This is a genomic window from Enterobacter sp. WCHEn090032 (assembly GCF_003986875.1).
GTDB lineage: Bacteria > Pseudomonadota > Gammaproteobacteria > Enterobacterales > Enterobacteriaceae > Enterobacter > Enterobacter sichuanensis.
On sequence record NZ_RXRN01000016.1, the window covers coordinates 44,902 to 68,307 of the forward strand.

Genomic DNA, 23,406 nt, shown 5'->3' on the forward strand with positions numbered 1-23,406 from the left:
GGGTTTTTTTTGCCCCGCATTCTGATTTGTTAACCGTTTATTCATCCTTAGACCCCTCCTGCTTCCGTTATACTAGCGGCATGACATGACAGGAGCGTTTATGAATCAATCCTATGGAAAACTGGTCAGCCGGGCCGCCATCGCGGCGACCGTCATGGCATCCAGCCTGTTACTGATTAAAATCTTTGCCTGGTGGTATACCGGCTCGGTCAGTATTCTGGCGGCGCTGGTAGACTCGCTGATGGACATTGCCGCCTCGTTGACCAACCTGCTGGTGGTGCGCTACTCGCTGCAGCCGGCGGATGAAGAGCACACCTTTGGGCACGGTAAAGCGGAGTCGCTGGCCGCGCTGGCGCAAAGTATGTTCATTTCCGGGTCTGCGCTGTTCCTCTTTTTAACCGGTATTCAGCACCTCGTCTCGCCGACGCCGATGAACGATCCCGGCGTAGGGGTGGTGGTGACGGTCGTTGCACTTATATGCACACTTGTTCTGGTAACGTTCCAGCGCTGGGTGGTTCGCAAAACGCAAAGCCAGGCTGTACGGGCAGATATGCTTCATTATCAATCTGATGTTATGATGAATGGGGCTATTCTTATTGCGCTCGGTCTGGCCTGGTATGGCTGGCATCGGGCCGATGCGTTGTTTGCGTTAGGGATTGGCATCTATATTTTATATAGCGCCTTGCGGATGGGGTATGAAGCGGTGCAATCACTGCTTGACCGCGCCCTCCCGGACTCAGAACGCAATGAAATTTTTTCTATCGTGACCTCCTGGCCTGGTGTCAGCGGTGCACACGATCTGCGAACGCGGCAGTCAGGGCCGACCCGCTTTATTCAGATTCATATTGAAATGGAAGACAACCTGCCACTGGTTCAGGCTCACGTTATTGCTGAGCAGGTCGAGCAGGCGATATTGCAGCGTTTTCCTGGTTCAGACGTCATCATTCACCAGGATCCCTGCTCGGTTGTACCCGGACATGTGGGGCTTTCGTAATTCGTTGTAAAAAAGTGAGCCAGGCCGGCATTTTGTGTATAAATTACCGCCATTTGGTCTGACCTGAATCAATTCAGCTGGAAGGGATTGATATACTATTTGCAGTATTCGTTGGTCGATAAGTTTCTTCCGGCAACAGATTTCAATTTTGCATTCCTAAGTTCAGAGGTAGTCATGATTAAGAAAATCGGTGTGTTGACAAGCGGCGGTGATGCGCCGGGCATGAACGCGGCAATTCGTGGGGTTGTCCGTTCAGCGCTGACGGAAGGTCTGGAAGTTTTTGGTATCTATGATGGTTACCTGGGTCTGTATGAAGACCGTATGGTACAGCTCGACCGTTACAGCGTGTCTGACATGATCAACCGTGGCGGTACCTTCCTTGGGTCTGCGCGCTTCCCGGAATTCCGTGACGAACACGTGCGTGAAGTGGCTATCGAGAACATGAAGAAACGTGGCCTGGACGCCCTGGTGGTTATCGGTGGTGACGGCTCGTACATGGGTGCAAAACGTCTGACGGAAATGGGCTTCCCATGCATCGGTCTGCCAGGCACCATCGACAACGATATCAAAGGCACTGACTACACCATCGGTTACTTCACCGCGCTGGGTACCGTTGTGGAAGCGATTGACCGTCTGCGTGACACCTCTTCTTCTCACCAGCGTATCTCTATCGTTGAAGTGATGGGGCGTTACTGTGGTGACCTGACCCTGGCCGCGGCGATTGCGGGGGGATGTGAATTCGTGGTGGTTCCGGAAGTGGAATTCAGCCGTGAAGATCTGGTGGCTGAAATTAAAGCGGGCATCGCGAAAGGGAAAAAACACGCGATCGTGGCCATCACTGAGCATATCTGTGACGTTGACGAGCTGGCGAAGTACATCGAAACCGAAACCAAACGTGAAACGCGCGCAACTGTACTGGGTCACATCCAGCGCGGTGGTTCCCCGGGTCCTTATGACCGTATTCTGGCGTCACGTATGGGCGCATATGCTATCGAACTGCTGCTGCAGGGTCACGGCGGCCGCTGCGTCGGTATTCAGAACGAAAAACTGGTTCACCACGACATCATCGACGCCATTGAAAACATGAAGCGTCCGTTCAAAGGTGACTGGCTGGACTGCGCGAAAAAACTGTACTGATCGGCGTTTGTATTGTGCCGGGTGGCGGCTTCGCCTTACCCGGCCTACAAAAGCACGGTTCGTAGGCCCGGTAAGCGAAGCGCCACCGGGCTTTTTTTGTCCGCAAAGTTTGTCTTTTTATTCCTCAAAGTTATAGCCAATCTTTTTTTATTCTTTAATCCTCGATTCCGTTTCTGGCACGCTGCAATCATCAAAACACTACACAAGAGAGCTGGGCGATGAATAAATGGGGCGTGGGTTTAACATTATTGCTGGCATCGACCAGCGTTCTGGCTAAGGACATCCAGTTACTGAACGTGTCATACGACCCGACGCGTGAGCTGTACGAGCAATACAACAAAGCGTTTGCGGCGCACTGGAAGCAGGAAACTGGCGACAACGTGGTGGTTCGCCAGTCTCACGGTGGGTCCGGTAAACAGGCGACCTCCGTCATCAACGGCATTGAAGCCGACGTGGTGACCCTCGCGCTGGCCTACGATGTCGACGCTATTGCCGAGCGTGGCCGCATCGACAAAAACTGGATCAAACGCCTGCCGGATAACTCCGCACCATACACGTCGACCATTGTTTTCCTCGTGCGTAAAGGCAACCCAAAACAGATCCACGACTGGAACGACCTGATCAAACCTGGCGTGTCAGTGATCACCCCGAACCCGAAAAGCTCTGGCGGTGCGCGCTGGAACTACCTGGGTGCGTGGGGCTACGCACTGCATCACAACAATGGCGACCAGGCCAAAGCGCAGGAGTTCGTAAAAGCGCTGTATAAAAACGTTGAGGTGCTGGACTCCGGCGCGCGTGGCGCCACCAACACCTTCGTAGAGCGTGGAATTGGCGACGTGCTGATTGCATGGGAAAACGAAGCCCTGCTGGCCACCCACGAACTGGGCAAAGATAAATTCGAGATTGTGACCCCAAGCGAGTCGATTCTGGCTGAGCCGACCGTCTCTGTGGTCGATAAGGTGGTTGAGAAAAAAGATACCAAAGCGGTGGCAGAAGCTTACCTGAAGTATCTCTACTCACCAGAAGGGCAGGAAATTGCGGCGAAAAACTTCTATCGCCCACGCGATCCGGCGGTGGCGAAGAAATACGAAACCGTCTTCCCTAAACTGAAACTCTTCACCATTGATGACGTGTTCGGTGGCTGGACGAAAGCGCAGAAAGAGCACTTCTCTAACGGCGGCACCTTCGATCAAATCAGCCAGCGCTAAAAATCAATCAATGACACGGCAACCCGGCGTGAGAAATCCGCCGGGTTTTTTATTTGGTCATTATTTTGCGTTACTCTTTTGCCTCTATCGAAAACAGGGAACGCGTTGTGAAAAAAATTATCTTACTGATCCTGATTGTTATCGCCCTTGTCGCGGGTGGCGTGTACTGGATGAAAGCGGGTAATCCGAATGCGTTGCGACATATCGTTCTCGACCAGTGTTTGCCGAATCAGCTCCAGCACCGTAAGCCGGCGCCGTGTGCGCAGGTGAAAACAGATGCAGGCTACGTGGTGTTTAAAGACCGCAACGGACCGCTGCAGTATCTGCTGATGCCAACCTACCGCATCAACGGCACCGAAAGTCCGCTGTTGACCGAACCTCATACGCCGAACTTTTTCTGGCTGGCCTGGCAGTCGCGAAGCTTTATGACCCTGAAGCGCGGATCCGAGGTACCTGACAGCGCCATTTCGCTGACGATTAACGCCCCGACGGGCCGTACGCAGAATCATTTTCATATTCATATCTCCTGCCTGCGCCCGGACGTGCGCGAAAAGCTCAATGCGGCTCAGGGAGAAATCACCACTCAGTGGCTCCCGTTCCCGGGTGGGCTGGAAGGGCATGAATATCTTGCTCGTCGGGTGACGGAGAATGAGCTGGTCCAGCGCAGCCCGTTTATGATGCTGGCAGAAGAGGTGCCCGAAGCGCGTGACCATATGGGGCGCTTCGCGCTGGCGATGGCGCAGCAGTCGGATGGTTCGTTTGTTTTGCTGGCGACGGAGCGCAACCTGCTGATGCTGAACCGCGCATCGGCAGAGGAATTGCAGGATCATCAATGCGATATCCTGAAGTAACCCCACCATAAATAGCGTTTACTCAACCTGCCTGTCGCCGTAGACTTGCTGAAAAATTCTACAGGAGACAGGTATGTCGCTCTGGTCAACGTATCCTCTGCTGCTGCCCTCGCTGATCGTTGGCGTCACCATCGTGCTATGGGCGACGTCGCTCTTGCCGGAGTTTATCACCGCCCTGCTGTTCTTCACCGCAGCGATGACGGCGAAAATTGCTCCGCCTGAGGTCATCTTCGGCGGTTTTGCCTCGTCGGCTTTCTGGCTGGTGTTCAGCGGTTTTGTGCTCGGCGTGGCGATCCGCAAAACCGGGCTGGCGGACAGGGCCGCCCGGGCGCTGTCCGCAAAGCTTACCGACTCCTGGGTATTGATGGTGGCGAGCGTGGTGGTGCTGAGCTACGCGCTGGCGTTTGTCATGCCGTCGAATATGGGGCGTATTGCGCTGCTGATGCCGATTGTCGCCGCGATGGCAAAGCGCGCCGGTATTGCTGACGGCTCCCGCGCCTGGTTTGGTCTGGCGCTGGCGGTGGGGTTCGGGACGTTCCAGCTTTCGGCGACGATCCTGCCTGCAAACGTCCCTAACCTGGTGATGAGCGGCGCGGCGGAAGGCTCGTACGGTATCCACCTGAACTATGTCCCGTATCTGCTGCTGCACACGCCGGTGCTGGGTATTCTCAAAGGCCTGATCCTGATTGGCCTTATCTGCTGGCTTTTTCCCGGTCATCCAAAACCCCCGAAGGAACAGACGTCATCTGAACCCACGGGCCGGGATGAAAAGCGTCTTGCCTGGCTGCTGGCGATAGTGCTGGGGATGTGGGTGACGGAGAGCTGGCACGGTGTGGGGCCCGCGTGGACGGGGCTGGCAGCATCGGTCATCGTTATGCTGCCGCGCGTGGGCTTTATCACCGGCGAGGAGTTTTCTGCCGGTGTGAATATGCGTACCTGTATCTATGTTGCCGGTATTCTGGGGCTGGCGATTGTCGTCACGCAAACCGGGATTGGAACGGCGGTGGGCGAGGCGTTGCTCCGCATTATGCCGCTGGATGCAGAGAGACCGTTCACCAGCTTCCTGGCGCTGACCGGTATTACCACCGCGCTCAACTTTATTATGACCGCCAACGGCGTTCCGGCGCTGTATACCACCCTGGCGCAGAGTTTTTCGGATGCGACAGGTTTCCCTTTGCTGTCAGTGATCATGATCCAGGTACTGGGTTATTCCACGCCGCTGCTGCCGTATCAGGCGTCGCCGATTGTGGTGGCGATGGGGTTAGGGAAGGTGCCTGCAAAGGCGGGGATGGTGCTCTGTCTGGCGCTGGCAATTGCCACGTATCTGGTGCTGCTGCCGCTGGATTATTTGTGGTTTAGCGTTTTAGGTCGTTTGTAGCGATTTTGTAGGGCGGGTAAGCGCAAGCGCCACCCGCCACAACAGCATTACGCCTGCTTAGCCGCTTCTGCCGCTTTAACGATCACCGCGAAAGCGTCAGCTTTCAGGGATGCACCGCCAACCAGCGCGCCATCAATGTCTGGCTGGGTGAACAGCTCAGCAGCGTTGGATGCGTTAACGGAACCGCCGTACTGGATAATCACTTGCTCAGCCACTTTCGCGTCGGCTTTAGCAATGTGGTCACGGATGAATTTGTGAACCGCCTGAGCCTGTGCAGGGGTAGCTGATTTACCGGTACCGATCGCCCAGACTGGCTCGTATGCGATAACCGCACCTTCGAACGCTGCCGCGCCCTGGGTTTTCAGCACCGCGTCGATCTGACGTGCGCACACTTCTTCGGTTTTGCCTGCTTCGTTTTCTGCTTCGGTTTCACCGATGCACAGAACCGGAATCAGACCCTGCTCTTTCAGCACAGCGAATTTCTTCGCGATGAACTCGTCAGATTCTTTGTGGTAGGTGCGACGCTCAGAGTGGCCGATGATGATGTATTTCGCGCCGATATCTTTCAGCATTTCAGCGGACGTTTCACCGGTGAACGCGCCAGACAGGTTAACGTCAACGTTCTGCGCGCCCAGCACGATGTGGCTGCCGTCAGCGGCACGTTTAGCCAGATCCAGATACATATCCGGCGGAGCGATAGCAACCGCGCAGCCCGTCACGCCAGCCAGCTCTTTACGCAGGTTCGCAACCAGCTCGTTTACCATGTGGCGGCTGCCGTTCAGTTTCCAGTTACCCATCACTAAAGGATGTCGCATTTCAATTCTCCACGCTAAGTAAGCGAATTAAGGAATATGGCCACCCTGACGGGCAGCATGGTCTGTGAATCAGTATAGAGATTTTCCCCCGAAAGGCTTTGCTTTTTGTCATTAATTCGCCCCGCCGAGGGTGTCAGATAGTGCCAGCTTAATCGGTTCAACTGCGAAGGTCAGTCCTTTTTCGCCGTTGTCCGCCACAACATAGCGAATCGCGCCTTCGGTATCGGCGTAGTAACGCTTGTTTTTACCGGCAGTGAGGAGTTTTTGCAGCTTTTGCTGGCTTTGTTTTTTCGTCAGCGCGGGGGTAAAAGCCTGCAACACAGCGCTCATATACTCCAGCGCCTTTGCCTTAGCGGCTTTCTGCTCCGGCCCCTGTATCGGCAGCCAGGTGATTTGCATGCTTTTGATTTTTAACGTACCGCGCTCCAGCGCCGTGGAGGCATACAAATTCTCGTTAATCTTGCTGGCTGCACGGGTCAGGGTAGGGGTATCGCGGGAACCATCAATGGCGCGAAATTCATCCAGTGGCAGCGTTGGGTTGGCCTGATTGAAGGTTTCACGAAACTGGCTGATGGACTGATCGAACGACGGCGCACCCGCCAGCAGATACGGTGCGGTGGTCGGGGCCGTCGTTTCAGCGGCGTGCAGGGGAAAACCCGCGCTGAGCAGTGCTAAACACAGGAAGAGAGAACGTGCCGAACTTTTCATCAACATTGCCCCTGGCCGTAAGTGCTCATGATTAAAACGATATCTGGTCGGCTTGTCAAAAGGTCACAACTCCAGGGTAAAATGCGCGCAATACGATAATAAGGAACCTTACATGACCATACAGCAGTGGCTGTTTTCATTCAAAGGGCGTATTGGACGCCGTGATTTCTGGATCTGGATGGTGACGTGGGTTGTCGCCATGCTGCTTCTGTTTTTTGTTGCTTATAACGCCTGGCTAAGCACGCAAACGGCGGCCTTTGCGCTGGTCTGCCTGCTATGGCCAACGGCCGCCGTGGTGGTGAAACGTCTGCACGATCGTGGTCGTTCCGGCGCGTGGGCATTTCTGATTATTCTGGCGTGGATGCTGGTGGCGGGAAACTGGGCGATGCTGCCGTCCATCCTGCCGTGGGTGGTGGGCAGGCTGCTGCCGTCGGTCATCTTCGTGATGATGGTTATCGATCTGGGCGCGTTTATCGGCACCCAGAGCGAAAACAAATACGGTAAAGATACCGTTGAGGTGAAGTACCGCTGATCACCAGTAGTGTTCAGCAGTCATATGACCCGGCCGGCGGCGGAGGTGTTTCGTCATCTGTCGGGTATCCTTCAGAAGCTGCTGCGTGTCGCGAACCATCTGCGGGTTGCCGCACAGCATCACGTGGCTGGTTTCGGCGCTCATTGGCAAACCCACTGCCTCTTCCAGGGCACCATTTTCAATTAACGCTGGAACGCGGCCAGTCAGCGTTCCTGCTACGGTTTCGCGGCTGACCACCGTCTGAATCTTTAACTTTCCGCCATACTGCTGTTCCAGCGCCTGCATCTGCGGCAAATAGCTCAAGTCTGCAGCGTAGCGCGCAGCGTGAACCAGCACGATGTTTTTAAAGCGTTCCAGGTCTTTGCCGTACTGCAGAATAGAGAGGTAGGGGCCAATGGCCGTACCGGTGGCCAGCATCCAGAGGGTGTCACAGTCAGGGATTTCCTCGAGCACAAAGAAGCCGGCGGCTTCACTCACAATTTGCACCTCGTCTCCGGGCTTAAGGGCGGCAAGGCGCGGGCTGAGTTTGCCGTCCGGAACGGTGACCAGATAAAACTCGAGGTCCGGGTTATCAGGGGCGTTAACGTATGAGTAGGCGCGCTGTACGCGCTCGCCGTCGACATCCAGCCCCAGCTTCGCAAATTGCCCGGCTTTAAACGGGTGGACGGGAGCATGCAGGGTGAGACTAAATAGCGCATCGGTCCAGAACTGTATTTTTGTGACTTTACCTGTTACCCAGTCCGCCATGATCTTCTCCTGTGCTGTTTCTCTGTTCTATCTTCCGTACTTACCGGGGAGATTTCCAGCCCCTTTGGGCCGGAAAGCTCTATCGATCAAACGGTTTTACAGAATGTGCGTCTGCACGTCCGGGTCTTTGCGGTCGAGATAGTGGATTGACTGAATGCGACGAATGGTGCGCGATTTACCGCGGATGAGCAGCGTTTCAGTGGTCGCCATATTGCCTTTGCGGGTAATGCCGTCCAGCAGGTCGCCTTTAGTAATACCGGTTGCCGAGAAGACAACATTATCGCTACGAGCCATCTCGTTCAGCGCGAGCACTTTATTGGCCTCGATGCCCATCGCTTCGCAGCGTGCCAGCTCATTTTCCCCAATACGGCGGTTTTCTTCGCTGTCGCCTTTCACCTCATGACGTGGCAGCAGACGGGCCTGCATATCGCCATCCAGCGCGCGGATCACTGCCGCTGATACCACGCCTTCCGGCGCGCCTCCGATGCCGTACAGCACATCCACTTCGCTGTCTGGCATGCAGGTCAAAATGGAGGCGGCAACGTCGCCATCCGGAATGGCAAACACCCGCACGCCGAGCTTTTGCATCTGCGCGATGGTGGCGTCGTGGCGCGGTTTGGCCAGAATAGTCACGGTAAGTTCGCTAAGGGGTTTGGCCAGCGCTTTGGCGATGTTGCGCAGGTTCTCTTCCAGCGGCAGGCTGAGGTCGATAGCGCCCTTCGCGCCAGGACCGACAATCAGCTTCTCCATATACATATCCGGCGCGTTGAGGAAGCAGCCTTTATCGCCTACAGCCAGCACCGCCAGGGCATTGGCCTGACCCATCGCCGTCATGCGGGTGCCTTCGATCGGGTCGACGGCGATATCCACGGCATCGCCGTTGCCGGTACCCACTTTTTCACCGATATAGAGCATCGGCGCTTCGTCGATCTCGCCTTCGCCGATCACGATAGTACCGTCGATGTTGACCTGGTTAAGCACAATGCGCATGGCATGGACGGCCGCGCCGTCTGCGGTATTTTTGTCACCACGACCCAGCCATTTATAGCCTGCAAGGGCGGCGGCTTCGGTGACGCGGGAAAACTCGATAGCAAGTTCACGTTTCATGAGGTACTCGTGCAATCAAAAGGAATTGCACGAAGTTTATCACAGAGTGGGGAGGGTGCGGTCTGAGCCCCTCACCCCAAAGGGGAGAGGCTGTTTTTAGTCCCCTCGCCCCTTTGGGGAGAGGGTTAGGGTGAGGGGGGAGTTCTTACTCGTCGTGCTCTTCCCACGCCAGGGCGCGTTTCACCGCTTTTTTCCAGCCGCTGTAGCGGAAGTTACGTTCGGTGGTTTCGATGCCAGGACGGAATTCGCGTTCGATAACCGCTTTCTCCTGCAGCTCGTCCAGGTTCTGCCAGAAGCCGACGGCCAGACCGGCAAGGTACGCCGCACCCAGCGCAGTGACTTCACGCACTTCAGGACGCTCGACGCGGGTGCCCAGAATGTCGGACTGGAACTGCATCAGGAAGTTGTTCGCCACCGCGCCGCCGTCCACGCGCAGGGCGTGCAGACGAATGCCGGAGTCCGCCTGCATCGCTTCCAGCACGTCACGCGTCTGGTAGGCGATGGATTCCAGGGTGGCGCGAATAATGTGGTTAGAATTCACACCACGCGTCAGGCCGAAAATCGCGCCGCGCGCATACGGGTCCCAGTACGGTGCGCCCAGACCGGTGAACGCAGGCACCACGTACACGCCGTTGGTGTCTTTCACTTTGGTCGCGAAGTACTCGGAGTCGAATGCATCGCTGATCAGCTTCATCTCGTCACGCAGCCACTGGATAGACGCACCGGCCATGAACACCGCACCTTCCAGGGCATAGTTCACTTCGCCGCGTGGGCCGCAGGCGATGGTGGTCAGCAGGCCGTTTTCTGATTTCACTGCTTTCTCGCCGGTGTTCATCAGCATAAAGCAGCCGGTGCCGTAGGTGTTCTTCGCCATCCCTTCCTTAACGCACAGCTGGCCGAACAGCGCCGCCTGCTGGTCACCGGCGATACCGGCGATAGGAATACGCGTACCGCCTTTACCGCCGATGTTGGTCTGGCCGTACACTTCAGAAGATTTACGCACTTCTGGCAGCATCGCGCGTGGGATATCCAGCGCGTCCAGCATCTTGTCATCCCACTCCAGGGTGTTGATGTTGAACAGCATGGTACGCGAGGCGTTGGTGTAGTCGGTGACGTGAACGCGTCCCTGGGTCATCTTCCAGATAAGCCAGGTATCGACGGTGCCGAACAGCAGCTCACCGCGTTTGGCACGCTCGCGTGACCCTTCCACGTGGTCGAGGATCCACTTCACTTTGGTGCCGGAGAAATACGGGTCAACCACCAGACCCGTGGCGCTGCGGACGTACTCTTCCATGCCATCACGCTTCAGCTGCTCGCAGATCTCAGAAGTACGACGGCACTGCCAGACGATGGCGTTATAAATCGGTTTTCCGGTTTCACGCTCCCAGACAATCGTTGTTTCACGCTGGTTGGTGATACCAATTGCGGCGATCTCGTCGGAACTGATATCGGCTTTCGCCAGCACTTCGACCAGCGTGGAGCTTTGTGATGCCCAAATCTCCATCGGGTCGTGTTCTACCCAGCCTGGACGAGGATAAATTTGTTCAAATTCGCGCTGTGACACGCTGACGATGTTCGCGTCATGATCCATTACGACAGCGCGGGAGCTGGTAGTGCCCTGGTCGAGCGCAACGATATATTTTTTTTCGGTCATGGTATGTGTCCCGTAGTCAGATTACAGCGAAGCTTTTTGTTGTGCGGTAGAAGTCGTCTCCTTCTCCTCTTCCACACAGGTGTCGCACGGTAAGTGGCGACCAATTAATTTGCGGTAGCTAAATGCGCCCAGCGCAGCCCCGACAACCGGCGCAAACAGCGGTACCAGGAAGTAAGGAATGTCTTTGCCACCGGTAAAGGCGACGTCGCCCCAGCCTGCGATAAAGGCGAACGCTTTCGGTCCGATATCACGCGCCGGGTTCATCGCGAATCCGGTCAGTGGGCCCATGGATGCGCCAATTACCGCAATCAGCAGGCCAATCAGCAGAGGAGCCAGCGGGCCGCGCGGAATGCCGTTTCCGTCGTCGGTCAGCGCCAGGATTACGCCCATCAGAATAGCGGTAATCACCATTTCAACTGCGAATGCCTGCACAAAATTGATATGCGGGTTTGGATAGGTTGAGAAGATGCCTGCCAGATCCAGACTTTCGACGCTGCCGCGCACCATATGATGCGTCTGTTCGAAGTCGATGAAAAGATTGTAATAAAGCCCGTAAACTAACGCCGCTGCGCAAAACGCGCCGGCAAACTGAGAAAGAATGAAAGGAACAACTTTGCGTCCGTCGAAGCACGCGAACAGCCACAGTGCGATAGTCACCGCCGGGTTAAGATGTGCACCAGAAACCCCTGCAGTCAGGTAGATGGCCATCGCCACGCCCAGACCCCAGATGATACTGATTTCCCACTGACCAAAACTGGCACCCGCCACTTTCAGTGCAGCGACACAACCCACTCCGAAGAATATCAACAACCCGGTACCAAGGAACTCGGCAATGCACTGGCCTTTTAAGGTTGATGTCTGACTCATAATCGGAATCCTGAAGAAATTGATGTTTATTGTTAGCATGGCCGCCCGTGACAGCCACGATGTCCTGTAGACATAGTGTTAATTTATCGTTAACGAGCAAAAACGAGAAATATCGAAATCAAAATGTGTGGTCTGCGTCAATAAAATGAGCGTTTTCGCGCCATAAAGCACATTTTTACAACAGCGCCGGAATGTGAGCTGAATCATTTCATTAACGAATGAGTTAACAATTTAGGGGTATATGACGCGAACGCACCAGGACCAGACCTAAAAGTGTTGCAAACCGCGATCTGCGCGGCGTGTCGCTGGACACAGAGCGCCGCGCTCCATACAATCGATGGAATATGTCGTGCGCGTTTATGTTAAAGCGTCGCCTTGCAATTCAGGAGAGGTAGCATCATGTCTTTAGAAGTGTTTGAGAAACTGGAATCGAAAGTACAGCAGGCGATTGACACCATCACGCTGCTGCAGATGGAAATTGAAGAGCTGAAAGAGAAGAACAACAGCCTGGCGCAGGAAGTTCAGAATGCGCAGCACAGCCGCGAAGAACTGGAGCGCGAAAACAACCAGCTGCGCGAGCAGCAGAACGGCTGGCAGGATCGCCTGCAGGCGCTGCTGGGACGTATGGAAGAAGTCTGATTCCCATAGAGAAGAACAGAGTAGGCCGGGTCAGGCGAAGCCGCCACCCGGCTTTTTTTATGGTTTTCGCTGACTGACATCAAACCATAAAAAAGGCCGCCAATGGCGGCCTTAACGCTACTTGTCCTGCGCTGTCATAGCATAAGCAACAAACCCACCAGGTTCATCACTCTTTACCACGAGTACGCTGGCGACAATGAACGCGATACATAAATAGCGTTTCATTATGCGGTCCCTGCAGCTAACCGCTCCACCGTTCACCACCGGTGATAAGTCGGTGGACACAAGCCCTGGCGTGGGCTGCACTACGGTTGTGAATATACCTTTCCCTGGACCGATGCCCATTTGCGAGATGGCGGAAAGGGACGCTGCATCATAGTTAACATCAGCCTCGCCGTTAAGATGTGCAAATAAAATTAAGATTTTATAAAGAGTCTGAGGGATTGCCTGCCGCTTATTGAGGGGTATGATAAAAGTCCCTGGTGTGGAGCTGTAAATTCTCCCAACGGACCGCGAATCCCGAGGGACAAAAAAACCGCCACATTGCTGTTGGCGGTTTTTTTATGGTTCACGCTGACTGTTTTACTACTCAATATCCAGCGGATCTTCGGACAGGATAATGCCGGTATTATCGGCGTAGAGATGGTCCCCGGAGAAGAAGGTCACGCCGCCGAAGTTAACGCGCACGTCGCTTTCGCCGATGCCGTCACCTGCCGCACCTACCGGAATCGCCGCAATGGCCTGAATCCCGATATCCAGCTCCTCCAGATCGTCCACCTGGCGCACGGAACCGTACACCACAAGGCCTTCCCACTCATTCTGGACGGCAATTCCGGCCAGCTCTGCATCAATCAAGGCGCGCCGCACGGAACCGCCGCCGTCGATCACCAGAACGCGGCCGCGGCCGTTCTGCTCAAGCAGATCGTACAGCAACCCGTTATCCTCGAAACATTTCACCGTGACGATTTGACCGCCAAACGACGACCGCCCACCAAAGTTGGAGAATAACGGTTCAACGACGTTGACATCTTCCTGGTAGATGTCACAAAGCTCGGAGGTATCGTATTTCATAGGGTTAACGCTCAGTTGCTGCGAATGTGTTCAGTATATCGTGCGAAATGCGTTGTTGGCAAAATCATCAATTGTTAATTGATATTTGTCAGCTAACGCAGCGTCTGGCTTAAGATAATCCCGATGACGAACAACAGGTTAGTCAGCAGCGCGCCTTTTACCGTGCGCTCCAGCATCGGCGGCATGGCAGCCGGGCTGCGTTCACGCATGACAAAGCGGGCCTGGTTAATCAACAGCGGCGCGGCAAGCAAAAACAGCCAGCCCCACAGACTGTGCAGGGAAATCAGGTTAAACAGCGCGAGACAGACCAGGGCACCCAGCAGCAGGCAGGCATGGTAGCGACGCGCATTCACTGGCCCCAGACGGACCGCCAGGGTGTTTTTGCCGTTCTCGCGATCGCTGTCGATGTCGCGCAGGTTGTTGATGTTGAGCACTGCTGTCGCCAGCAGACCGCAGGCGGTCGCGGGCAGGAACAGGGCCGGGATCACCGTATGCGCCTGCAGATACCAGCTTCCCATCACGCTCAGCCAGCCGAAGAACACCAGCACGGAGATATCCCCGAGACCAATATAACCGTAGGGGCGCGTACCGACGGTATAAGTGATGGCGGCAATAATGGCCAATAGCCCCAGCACCAGGAAGCCAATAAAATCGCTGGTGGTATTAGACGCCACCGTCACCAGTGCCAGGCCGGATAGGCAGATCAGCACCACGGTGATTATCAGCGCACGTTTCATCTGCGCCTGAGTAATCACCCCTTTTTGCATTCCACGCAGTGGCCCGATACGGTCCGGCTTGTCACTGCCTTTCACCGCATCGCCATAATCGTTGGCAAGGTTGGAGAGGATCTGCAGCAGACCCGCGGTAATCAATGCCAGTGCGGCCACCAGGGGATCAAAATAACCTTGCCACCAGGCAAGCGCCGTACCGACAATAATCGCGGCAAAGGCCAGAGGAAGGGTTTTAGGGCGCAAACTTTCGAGCCACGCCTGAGTACGGCTGATGTCAGTCATAAGTATTTAGCCAATAAAAATGGGGGCATTAGCCCCCATTAAACGTGATGAGAATGCAGTAACCGCGATTATAGGATAAAACGGCTCAGATCTTCATCTGCCACTAACGCATCCAGATGTTTACTCACATAGTCTGCGTCAATGGTAACGGTTTGACCGCTGAGGTCGCTCGCGTCATAAGAGATATCTTCCACCAGGCGTTCCAGCACGGTGTGCAGACGACGCGCACCGATGTTCTCGGTGGTTTCGTTCACCTGCCATGCGGCCTGAGCAATACGCTTGATACCGTCTTCGGTGAATTCGAGGTTCACGCCTTCGGTCGCCATCAGCGCTTTGTACTGAACGGTAGCAGAAGCGTTTGGCTCGGTCAGGATACGTTCGAAATCTTCGGTGGTCAGCGCCTGCAGCTCAACGCGGATGGGCAGACGTCCCTGCAGTTCCGGGATCAGATCCGACGGGCTGGCGACCTGGAACGCACCTGAAGCGATAAACAGGATGTGGTCCGTTTTCACCATGCCGTGCTTGGTTGAGACGGTGCAGCCTTCCACCAGCGGCAGGAGGTCGCGCTGAACGCCTTCGCGGGAAACATCCGGGCCGGAACTGTTGCCGCCACGCTTACAAATTTTGTCGATTTCGTCGATAAACACGATACCGTGCTGCTCAACCGCGTCGATAGCGTCCTGCTTCAGCTCTTCCGGGTTCACCAGCTTCGCCGCTTCCTCTTCAATCAACAGCTTCATCGCGTCTTTGATTTTCAGCTTACGCGCTTTTTGCTTCTGGCCGCCCAGGTTCTGGAACATGGACTGCAGCTGGCTGGTCATCTCCTCCATTCCCGGAGGCGCCATGATTTCCACACCCATTGGCGCGGCAGCGAGATCGATCTCAATCTCTTTGTCGTCCAGCTGACCTTCACGCAGTTTTTTACGGAACGCCTGACGTGCCGCAGACGGTTCAGCCTGCTGTTCAGCCTGGCCCCAGTTATTTTTCGCCGGTGGGATCAGCACGTCGAGAATGCGCTCTTCAGCCATCTCTTCTGCGCGATAGCGGTTTTTCTCAATCGCCTGGACGCGCACCATTTTGATCGCCGAATCGGTCAGATCGCGGATGATGGAGTCCACTTCTTTGCCTACATAGCCCACTTCGGTGAACTTGGTGGCTTCCACTTTGATGAACGGCGCATTAGCCAGTTTTGCCAGGCGACGGGCGATCTCGGTTTTACCGACGCCGGTCGGGCCGATCATCAGAATGTTTTTTGGCGTCACTTCATGGCGCAGCTCTTCGTCGAGCTGCATGCGGCGCCAGCGGTTACGCAGGGCAATCGCCACGGAACGCTTCGCGTTGTCCTGGCCGATAATATGTTTGTCCAGTTCGCTGACAATTTCGCGTGGGGTCATTTCAGACATGGGAGATCCTTACGCTTTGGAGGTCAATTCTTCGATGGTGTGATTGTGGTTGGTATAGATGCAGATATCACCTGCAATATCCAACGCCTTCACCGCGATATCACGCGCGTTCATGTCGGTGTTCTCCAACAGCGCGCGGGCTGCAGCCTGGGCATAAGGGCCGCCAGAGCCGATGGCAATCAGGTCATTTTCCGGCTGAATCACGTCACCGTTACCGGTGATGATAAGCGAAGCGGTTTCATCGGCCACCGCCAGCAGCGCTTCGAGCTTGCGCAGCATGCGGTCGGTACGCCAGTCTTTTGCCAGCTCCACGGCGGCTTTCACCAGATGACCCTGGTGCATTTCCAGTTTGCGTTCAAACAGTTCAAACAGCGTGAAGGCATCAGCCGTGCCGCCTGCAAAACCGGCGATCACTTTGTCGTTATAGAGACGACGCACTTTCTTCACGTTGCCTTTCATGACGGTATTACCCAGCGTGGCCTGGCCATCACCGGCGATTACCACATGGCCGTTACGGCGTACACTTACTATTGTTGTCACGAGCAGACCCCCTGGTTACAGAATCGGGAAACAGGAGCCCTGAGCCTGTGCCCAGGGCTGAATAGAATGATAGATGGGGGGGAATTTGGGGGTTTCAACCCCCGGATGCGAGTCGAATGCAGTTTGTGTGACCGGCGAGTTTCAAACGAGAAATGGTGCCATCGGCATTTTCTTTGCCTTTGACCGGACCAATCACCACGCGATTCCAGCCGTTATTGGTGGTAATTCGCGAGTCAAACCCTTCAAAAGCCAGCTGCGCACGCACCGTTTCCGCCTGCTCGGCGCCTTTGAACGAACCACACTGAACCATCCAGCGACGTTCGTCTTTTTTCTCTGCCGTCTGCTTAGGTGCTTCGGTCTCTTTGGTGATCGGCGCGGCCTGCTGCGTTTTCGGCTGCTGTGCGGTGGTATGCGCAGGCGTCTGCAGCAGATCCTGATACGGCTGAGCCGCCTGCTTCTGCGGCTGGGCCTTTGGCTGTTGCTGAGCAGGCTGGGACTGCGCCGTGCGCGTCTGCTGCTGGTACGGCTGTTCCGTGACCCGCGGCTGCGCTTTAGGCTGCTGTACCGGCTGGGTTTGCGCCCACTGCTGTTGTTGCTGCTGCTGAATCTGCTGTTGCGCCTGACGTCGCTGCAGCGTCTGCTGGCGCTGTTCCGGCGTCTGCTCATTCCACGGCACTTCATTCAGCTGCGTAGGCTGCTGGCGCATATCGGCCTGCATTTGTGCCAGCAGCTGACGCTGTTCATCCGTCAGTTGATTCGCATTCTGCACTTCACCACCTGCAGAAGGTTCGGTTGGCGCACGTACCCCAGGCTGACGGCTTTCCAGCTCTTTGATATAGCGCCAGCGCTCTTCAGGCTTCGGAGGAAGGCCATTTCCGGCCACTTTACTGGCCTGAAGCGCCTCAGACTCTTCTTTTTTATGGTGCGTGATAAAGTACAGGCCACCAATAAAGGCGACGACTACAGCCGCAGCAATAGCGACCATTGCTGGCGAGACAGCAGGCAGGTTACGTTGCTTTTTCCTTGAGCTACTCTTTTTGCGTCGCGAAGGTGCCGGCTGGCCGCGACGTACATAATCTCGTTGTGCCACTATCGTTTCGCTGTATTTATTCGTTCGTCAGTCCGCCATGTTACTTAAGCGGCGGGGCTTTGACCAGATAAGGGTGTCCTAAAGACGTTTACTTTAAGTCAATGCCTGGGTCGTGCCACGGACAATCAGTTCGCAGTCCAGCAACCGTGAGCCGCTGCTAACTGTTTGACCGTGAAGCTGATCCAGCAGAAGAAGCATCGCTTCACGACCGATTTGGTAGCGCGGCTGAGAAACCGTTGAGAGCGGCGGATCGCAAAATTCTGAAAGCGAAATATTATCGAATCCGATGATAGATAAATCTTTCGGTATCCGCAGGCCGCGGCGTTTGGCGTACGAAAGCGCGCCCAGCGCCATCACATCGCTGTGACAAAATACGGCGGTTGGCGGCTCTGGCAGATCCAGCAGCCTTTCCAGTGCTTGACCACCGGCTGCGAAGGTAAAGTCACCGCGCGCAATGTAGTGCGGATCGACGATGGCGCCGGTACGGCGCAGCGCCTGCACGTAGCCCTGCAGACGGTAGTGACACAGCGGCATCTCTTCCGGCCCGGCAATGCAGCCAATCCGTTTATGTCCCAGTTCCTGGAGATAGTTCACGGCGTTGAACGCGGCGGTGAGGTTATCGATATGGACCGTCGGCAGCTCCAGCTCTGGCGCAAACTCGTTGGCCATCACCATCGGTGGTAAATTCCGCTGTTCTTCAATGCTGGCGTCGAACGGCAGGCGCGAGCCAAGCAGCAGCATACCGTCAATCTGCTTGGTGATAATGAGGTCGATAAAGGTTTTTTCTTGCTGGTTCTGGTGGGCACAGTCGCCAATCAGCACCAGGTAGCCCTGTTCCGCCGCGGTGACTTCAATTCCGCGAATAATCTCGCTGAAGAAGGGGTCGCAGATGTCCGGCACAATCACCAGAATGGTACGCGACTCGTTGCGCTTCACGTTACGCCCCATTGCCTGCGGAAAATAGCCCACTTCCAGCGCAGCCTGCTCCACCCGGTTACGGGTCGCCTGGGAGACTTTATCCGGGTTCATTAATGCGCGGGACACGGTTGCCGTTGAGACTTGTGCTTTCTCGGCAACGTCTTTCATGGTCGCCGCAGCAACCTCTTTCCTGGACTTCAACGTCTTCTCCTCGCCTGAACACCGAACTTCTGACGTCACCATTTTTACAGATAGTTAATGGAATCGGTTACAGAATTTTCATAAAAAGTGTGAGGAGCGTTAAATTTTTCGATCCGCCTTCAGCCTTCGATGGGATCGACATCCAGAACCCACTTCACTTTTCGCGCTTCGGGCAGGGTGTTAATCAGCACCAGCGCGCCGCTGACGATATGCTGAAGACGAACCCGCGAGGGGTGCTGGAGCAAAATTTGCCAGCGAAAACGTCCCCCGCGCTTGGGCGCCAGCGCCGGAACCGGACCTAAAATCCACAGTTGATTATCCACCAGCGGGCTGGCCTGCAGGAGGTTTCTCAGCTGCTGCAGGAAAAGCGGCGCCTGCTGGTTGTTATGGTCTTCCGCGCGGATGATAACGTGGCTGGTCCACGGGGGAAGCTGCATGGTCTGGCGTTCGGCCAGCGCCTGCTCGGCGAAGGCGTCATAGCCTTTGTGCAACAGGGTTTGCAGCAACGGGTGCTCCGGGTGGTGCGTTTGCAGAACGACTTCTCCCTGCTTGCCGGCGCGTCCTGCACGTCCCGCCACCTGGGTATAGAGCTGGGCAAAACGCTCGGCTGAGCGGAAATCGGCAGAGAACAGCGCGCCGTCCACATCCAACAGGGCGACCAGCGTCACGTCCGGAAAGTGATGGCCTTTGGCCAGCATCTGGGTGCCAATCAGTATGCGTGCGCCTCCGCGATGCACTTCCGCCAGCTGCTGTTCCAGCGCCCCTTTGCGGCTGGTGGTATCTCTGTCGATACGGGAAATGGGCACATCCGGGAAGAAGGGGGCCAGAGACTGTTCCAGCTGCTCCGTCCCCAGACCAACCGGCACAATATGCGTAGACCCGCACGACGGGCACTGGCGCGGCACCGGTCGCTGGCTGTCGCAGTGGTGGCAGCGCAAATGACGCTGGGCCTGGTGGAAGGTGTAGTAATGGTCACAGCGCGGGCACTCGGCAATCCAGCCGCAGTCGTGGCACAGCAGGGCGGGGGCAAACCCGCGTCGGTTAAGGAACAGAATGACCTGGTTCCCCGCCTGCAAATGCTGGCGCATGCGGGTAATAAGCGCGGGCGCTAACCCTGCCTGCACCTGCTGACCTTTCAGATCCAGAACGTGCTGAATGGCCGGACGGGCATTCCCCGCGCGGCGCGTCAGGCGCAGCATATGGTATTTACGCTGGCGCACGTTGTGCAGCGTTTCGAGCGCAGGCGTGGCGGAGCCAAGAATGATGGGGATTTGCTCGCTGTGGGCGCGATAAACCGCCAGATCGCGGGCGTGATAGCGCCAGCCTTCCTGCTGTTTATAGGAGCTGTCGTGCTCTTCGTCGATCACGATAACGCCAAGGTTTTTAAACGGCGTAAACAGCGACGAGCGGGTGCCGATGACAATCGCCGCTTCGCCGTTCTTCGCTTTCAGCCAGGCGCTGAGCCGTTCGCTGTCGTTCAGGCCGGAGTGCAGCACTTCAACCGGCGCATTGAAGCGTTCGCGAAAGCGGGCGATGGTTTGCGGCGTCAGGCCAATTTCCGGCACCATCACCAGCGCCTGCTTGCCCTGAGCGAGCACGTTTTCCAGCACGCTCAGATAGACTTCGGTCTTGCCGGAGCCGGTGACCCCCGCCAGCAGCCAGGCAGAGAAATGGTCGGAGGCGCTATGGATCGCGCCGACGGCGGTGGCCTGCTCGGTATTCAGACGCAGGCGATCCCCTGAGACGGAGAAACGCTCCCGCCAGTCGTACAGGGCAGGTGCTTCGCTTGCCAGTTCGCTCAGCCCTTTCTTTCTTAAGGCCTGTAGCGCCGTTTCGCTGACCTCGAGCTCATCAACCTGGTGACGCCAGATTTTTCCCTGACGCAGGGCCGCCAGCGCCTGCTGCTGTTTCTGCGAGCGCTTCAGGCTGTTGATATCCACCGCCTGGCCCTGCTCGGTCGCAAACCAGTACCACACTGGCGCATGGGTGGCGCTCTTGCCCTGGCGCAGCATGATCGGCAGGGCGTGGAACAGAACATCGCCAATCGGGTGATGGTAGTAATCCGCCGCCCACAGCAGCAATCGCCAGGTGCTGAGGGAGTAAACCGGCTCGTTGTCCAGCACTTCAACAATCGATTTCAGTTCGTTAAGCGGTAATTCGCTTTTATCGCTGACGGAGACGACGATCCCCACACGCTGCTGTTTGCCGAACGGCACGGTCACGCGACAGCCCGCTTTTGCGCTCATGCTGTCAGGCAGCAGGTAGTCAAAGGTGCGGGGAAGCGGAACGGGCAGGGCAACGTGAGCGACGGGCATCGAATCTTCCTGACTTGAAAAGTGGCGCGTTAGTATACACATTAGTGAAAGCGGCGTGCGGATCAGTTTGCATACGTTGGTCAAATTCTGTATGATTCGCCGCCTTTGGTGTACTTTACGCCAAAGAACTTACAATCAACATCGCGTGGTGTCTGGCGTTAGGGCTGGAAGAGCGACGCGGCCTTAACTGAGGTTCTCCCATGAAAAAAGATATTCACCCGAAATACGAAATGATTACTGCAAACTGCTCTTGCGGTAACTCTATCCAGATCCGCTCTACCGTGGGTCACGATCTGAACCTGGACGTGTGCGGCAAATGCCACCCGTTCTACACTGGTAAGCAGCGTGATGTTGCAACCGGTGGCCGTGTTGACCGCTTCAACAAGCGTTTCAGCATCCCGGGCGCTAAATAAGTTTCCCGAAAAAAAGGCACCGCAAGGTGCCTTTTTTGTATCCGCTTCTCAGTATTCCCACGTCTCCGGGTCAATACCCAGTTCACGCATGATCACCTTCGCCTCTTCCGGGATTTCGTCACTACGCTCTTTGCGCAGGTCGTCATCGTTCGGCAACGGTTGACCGGTAAACGCATGCAGAAACGCTTCGCACAGCAGTTCGCTGTTGGTTGCGTGGCGCAGGTTGTTCACCTGACGACGCGTACGTTCATCGGTGAGGATCTTCAACACCTTCAGAGGAATGGAAACCGTAATTTTCTTTACTTGCTCACTCTTCTTACCGTGCTCAGCGTATGGGCTGATATATTCGCCGCTCCATTCAGCCATGAGATACCTTTAATCCTCTCAGTCATTTATTTAAAGGTGCAAAACCTGTAACCACCCGTTTTGAACCGCAATCTTGCCTAGTTTACCGTAGAGACGATACCGTGGCACGGATATTGCCGCTGCAGCGTGCACTAAAGCATATAATTTTAACGGCTATTTGCGCATTGCTCAATCTATACGCAAAGAAGTTTAGATGTCCAGATGTATTGACGTCCATACTTTCAATGTTTACTCTGGTGCCTGACTTTTCACCTCATTCGCCAGGAAGCCCTCACCATGACGCGTAAACAGGCCACTATCGCAGTGCGTAGCGGATTAAATGATGACGAGCAGTACGGCTGCGTTGTCCCGCCCATTCATCTTTCCAGTACCTATAATTTCACCGGATTTAATGAACCCCGCGCGCATGATTACTCGCGTCGTGGCAACCCTACGCGTGACGTGACCCAGCGCGCGCTGGCGGAACTGGAAGGTGGCGCAGGGGCAGTATTAACCAATACCGGGATGTCCGCCATTCATCTGGTCACCACCGTGTTCCTGAAACCGGGCGATCTGCTGGTGGCGCCGCACGATTGCTACGGCGGCAGCTATCGTCTGTTTGATAGCCTGGCGAAACGCGGCTGCTATCGCGTGCTGTTTGTCGATCAAAACGACGAACAGGCGCTGAAACAGGCGCTGGCAGAGAAACCGAAGCTGGTGCTGGTGGAAAGTCCAAGCAATCCATTGTTGCGCGTTGTCGATATTGCGAAAATTTGTCAGCTCGCAAGGGATGCGGGAGCGATAAGTGTAGTGGATAATACCTTCCTCAGTCCGGCCCTTCAGAACCCACTCGCACTGGGTGCCGATCTGGTATTGCATTCATGCACAAAATATCTTAACGGCCATTCTGACGTGGTTGCGGGCGTGGTGATTGCTAAAGATCCTGATGTTGTCACCGAACTGGCATGGTGGGCGAATAACATTGGCGTCACCGCCGGGGCTTTCGACAGTTATCTGCTGTTACGCGGCATTCGCACGCTGTCGCCGCGTATGGACGTGGCGCAGCGCAATGCCCAGGCGATTGTTGATTTCCTGAAAACCCAGCCGCTGGTGAAGAAGCTCTATCACCCGTCGCTACCTGAAAACCAGGGGCATGAGATTGCCGCGCGTCAGCAGAAAGGGTTTGGCGCGATGTTAAGTTTTGAACTGGACGGTGACGAGCAAACGCTGCGTCGCTTCCTGAGCGGGTTGTCATTGTTTACGCTGGCGGAATCCTTAGGTGGGGTTGAAAGCTTGATCTCCCACGCCGCGACCATGACGCACGCAGGTATGGCACCCGAAGCACGTGCCGCCGCCGGGATTTCTGAGACGCTGCTGCGGATCTCAACCGGTATTGAAGATTCTGAAGATTTAATTGCCGATCTGGAAAATGGCTTCCGGGTCGCAGCCAAGGGGTAATC

23 protein-coding genes are annotated in these 23,406 nt (G+C 55.7%); 9 read left to right on the forward strand and 14 right to left on the reverse strand.

The annotated features are described in order from the left end of the window. Positions 1 to 100: 100 nt before the first annotated feature. The 5 genes from fieF (at position 101) to EKN83_RS14915 (ending at position 5,568) form a co-directional block, all read left to right on the forward strand. Positions 101 to 994: a CDF family cation-efflux transporter FieF gene (gene fieF, locus EKN83_RS14895; protein WP_025758811.1), complete on the forward strand. Its 894-nt coding sequence runs from the start codon at positions 101 to 103 to the stop codon at positions 992 to 994. 174 nt (positions 995 to 1,168) lie between these two features. Beyond that, positions 1,169 to 2,131, forward strand: coding sequence for a 6-phosphofructokinase (pfkA, locus tag EKN83_RS14900; protein ID WP_014172210.1), 963 nt, complete (start codon positions 1,169 to 1,171; stop codon positions 2,129 to 2,131). Between the two features lie 218 nt (positions 2,132 to 2,349). Beyond that, positions 2,350 to 3,339: a sulfate ABC transporter substrate-binding protein gene (locus tag EKN83_RS14905; protein ID WP_025758814.1), complete on the forward strand. Its 990-nt coding sequence runs from the start codon at positions 2,350 to 2,352 to the stop codon at positions 3,337 to 3,339. A gap of 107 nt (positions 3,340 to 3,446) precedes the next feature. Beyond that, positions 3,447 to 4,190 carry a CDP-diacylglycerol diphosphatase gene (locus EKN83_RS14910; RefSeq protein WP_126801222.1) on the forward strand — a complete coding sequence of 248 codons (744 nt, stop codon included), beginning with the start codon at positions 3,447 to 3,449 and terminating at the stop codon, positions 4,188 to 4,190. A 73-nt stretch (positions 4,191 to 4,263) separates the two neighbouring features. Further along, on the forward strand, positions 4,264 to 5,568 hold the full coding sequence (locus EKN83_RS14915) for an SLC13 family permease (protein WP_126801223.1): 1,305 nt from the start codon (positions 4,264 to 4,266) through the stop codon (positions 5,566 to 5,568). 47 nt (positions 5,569 to 5,615) lie between these two features. Here the strand turns inward: EKN83_RS14915 and tpiA are convergent, their stop codons facing one another. Together tpiA and EKN83_RS14925 are read right to left on the reverse strand one after the other, a co-directional pair. After that, positions 5,616 to 6,383 carry a triose-phosphate isomerase gene (tpiA, locus tag EKN83_RS14920; protein WP_006808674.1) on the reverse strand — a complete coding sequence of 256 codons (768 nt, stop codon included), beginning with the start codon at positions 6,381 to 6,383 and terminating at the stop codon, positions 5,616 to 5,618. Between the two features lie 111 nt (positions 6,384 to 6,494). Continuing rightward, complete coding sequence (locus tag EKN83_RS14925) at positions 6,495 to 7,091, reverse strand: DUF1454 family protein (RefSeq protein ID WP_025758819.1); 597 nt, start codon at positions 7,089 to 7,091, stop codon at positions 6,495 to 6,497. A 112-nt stretch (positions 7,092 to 7,203) separates the two neighbouring features. Here EKN83_RS14925 and EKN83_RS14930 point away from each other — a divergent pair, with 112 nt between their 5' ends. Beyond that, positions 7,204 to 7,623, forward strand: coding sequence for a DUF805 domain-containing protein (locus EKN83_RS14930; RefSeq protein WP_025758820.1), 420 nt, complete (start codon positions 7,204 to 7,206; stop codon positions 7,621 to 7,623). Here EKN83_RS14930 and fpr read toward each other — a convergent pair whose 3' ends face one another. The 4 genes from fpr to EKN83_RS14950 form a co-directional block, all read right to left on the reverse strand. Continuing rightward, the gene (gene fpr, locus EKN83_RS14935; RefSeq protein WP_095450637.1) at positions 7,624 to 8,370 is read right to left on the reverse strand and encodes a ferredoxin--NADP(+) reductase; all 747 of its coding nucleotides are present in this window, start codon (positions 8,368 to 8,370) and stop codon (positions 7,624 to 7,626) included. Positions 8,371 to 8,466: 96 nt separating this feature from the next. After that, on the reverse strand, positions 8,467 to 9,477 hold the full coding sequence (gene glpX, locus EKN83_RS14940) for a class II fructose-bisphosphatase (protein WP_059386306.1): 1,011 nt from the start codon (positions 9,475 to 9,477) through the stop codon (positions 8,467 to 8,469). Between the two features lie 145 nt (positions 9,478 to 9,622). After that, a complete protein-coding gene (glpK, locus tag EKN83_RS14945) occupies positions 9,623 to 11,131 on the reverse strand; it encodes a glycerol kinase GlpK (RefSeq protein WP_014885706.1) in 1,509 nt (502 codons plus the stop codon). A gap of 21 nt (positions 11,132 to 11,152) precedes the next feature. Beyond that, positions 11,153 to 11,998: an MIP/aquaporin family protein gene (locus tag EKN83_RS14950; RefSeq protein WP_014885705.1), complete on the reverse strand. Its 846-nt coding sequence runs from the start codon at positions 11,996 to 11,998 to the stop codon at positions 11,153 to 11,155. Between the two features lie 399 nt (positions 11,999 to 12,397). Here EKN83_RS14950 and zapB point away from each other — a divergent pair, with 399 nt between their 5' ends. Then, positions 12,398 to 12,637 (forward strand): septal ring assembly protein ZapB, encoded by a 240-nt coding sequence (gene zapB, locus EKN83_RS14955; RefSeq protein ID WP_008501806.1) that lies wholly within the window; start codon positions 12,398 to 12,400, stop codon positions 12,635 to 12,637. 585 nt (positions 12,638 to 13,222) lie between these two features. Here zapB and rraA read toward each other — a convergent pair. The 7 genes from rraA to priA all read right to left on the reverse strand — a co-directional run bounded on the left by rraA (position 13,223) and on the right by priA (position 21,188). Beyond that, positions 13,223 to 13,708 carry a ribonuclease E activity regulator RraA gene (gene rraA / locus EKN83_RS14960; protein ID WP_045285714.1) on the reverse strand — a complete coding sequence of 162 codons (486 nt, stop codon included), beginning with the start codon at positions 13,706 to 13,708 and terminating at the stop codon, positions 13,223 to 13,225. Positions 13,709 to 13,800: 92 nt separating this feature from the next. Further along, complete coding sequence (menA, locus tag EKN83_RS14965; protein WP_126801224.1) at positions 13,801 to 14,721, reverse strand: 1,4-dihydroxy-2-naphthoate polyprenyltransferase; 921 nt, start codon at positions 14,719 to 14,721, stop codon at positions 13,801 to 13,803. 68 nt (positions 14,722 to 14,789) lie between these two features. Further along, positions 14,790 to 16,124, reverse strand: a complete 1,335-nt coding sequence (gene hslU, locus EKN83_RS14970) for an HslU--HslV peptidase ATPase subunit (protein ID WP_025758829.1) — start codon at positions 16,122 to 16,124, stop codon at positions 14,790 to 14,792. A 9-nt stretch (positions 16,125 to 16,133) separates the two neighbouring features. Next, positions 16,134 to 16,664: an ATP-dependent protease subunit HslV gene (gene hslV / locus EKN83_RS14975; protein ID WP_008501802.1), complete on the reverse strand. Its 531-nt coding sequence runs from the start codon at positions 16,662 to 16,664 to the stop codon at positions 16,134 to 16,136. Between the two features lie 94 nt (positions 16,665 to 16,758). Continuing rightward, complete coding sequence (ftsN, locus tag EKN83_RS14980) at positions 16,759 to 17,754, reverse strand: cell division protein FtsN (RefSeq protein WP_025758830.1); 996 nt, start codon at positions 17,752 to 17,754, stop codon at positions 16,759 to 16,761. A gap of 93 nt (positions 17,755 to 17,847) precedes the next feature. After that, positions 17,848 to 18,873: a DNA-binding transcriptional regulator CytR gene (gene cytR / locus EKN83_RS14985; RefSeq protein WP_025758831.1), complete on the reverse strand. Its 1,026-nt coding sequence runs from the start codon at positions 18,871 to 18,873 to the stop codon at positions 17,848 to 17,850. A 119-nt stretch (positions 18,874 to 18,992) separates the two neighbouring features. Then, a complete protein-coding gene (gene priA, locus EKN83_RS14990; protein WP_126801225.1) occupies positions 18,993 to 21,188 on the reverse strand; it encodes a primosomal protein N' in 2,196 nt (731 codons plus the stop codon). A gap of 200 nt (positions 21,189 to 21,388) precedes the next feature. Between priA and rpmE the strand changes: the two genes are divergently transcribed. After that, entirely contained in the window at positions 21,389 to 21,601 is a 213-nt protein-coding gene (gene rpmE, locus EKN83_RS14995; RefSeq protein ID WP_003862040.1) for a 50S ribosomal protein L31, read from the forward strand. 48 nt (positions 21,602 to 21,649) lie between these two features. Here the strand turns inward: rpmE and metJ are convergent, their stop codons facing one another. Next, positions 21,650 to 21,967, reverse strand: coding sequence for a met regulon transcriptional regulator MetJ (metJ, locus tag EKN83_RS15000; protein WP_003862042.1), 318 nt, complete (start codon positions 21,965 to 21,967; stop codon positions 21,650 to 21,652). 276 nt (positions 21,968 to 22,243) lie between these two features. On the opposite strand from metJ, the gene metB reads away from it, so the two are divergent. Next, positions 22,244 to 23,404: a cystathionine gamma-synthase gene (gene metB, locus EKN83_RS15010; RefSeq protein ID WP_021242813.1), complete on the forward strand. Its 1,161-nt coding sequence runs from the start codon at positions 22,244 to 22,246 to the stop codon at positions 23,402 to 23,404. The last annotated feature ends 2 nt before the right edge of the window (positions 23,405 to 23,406 follow it).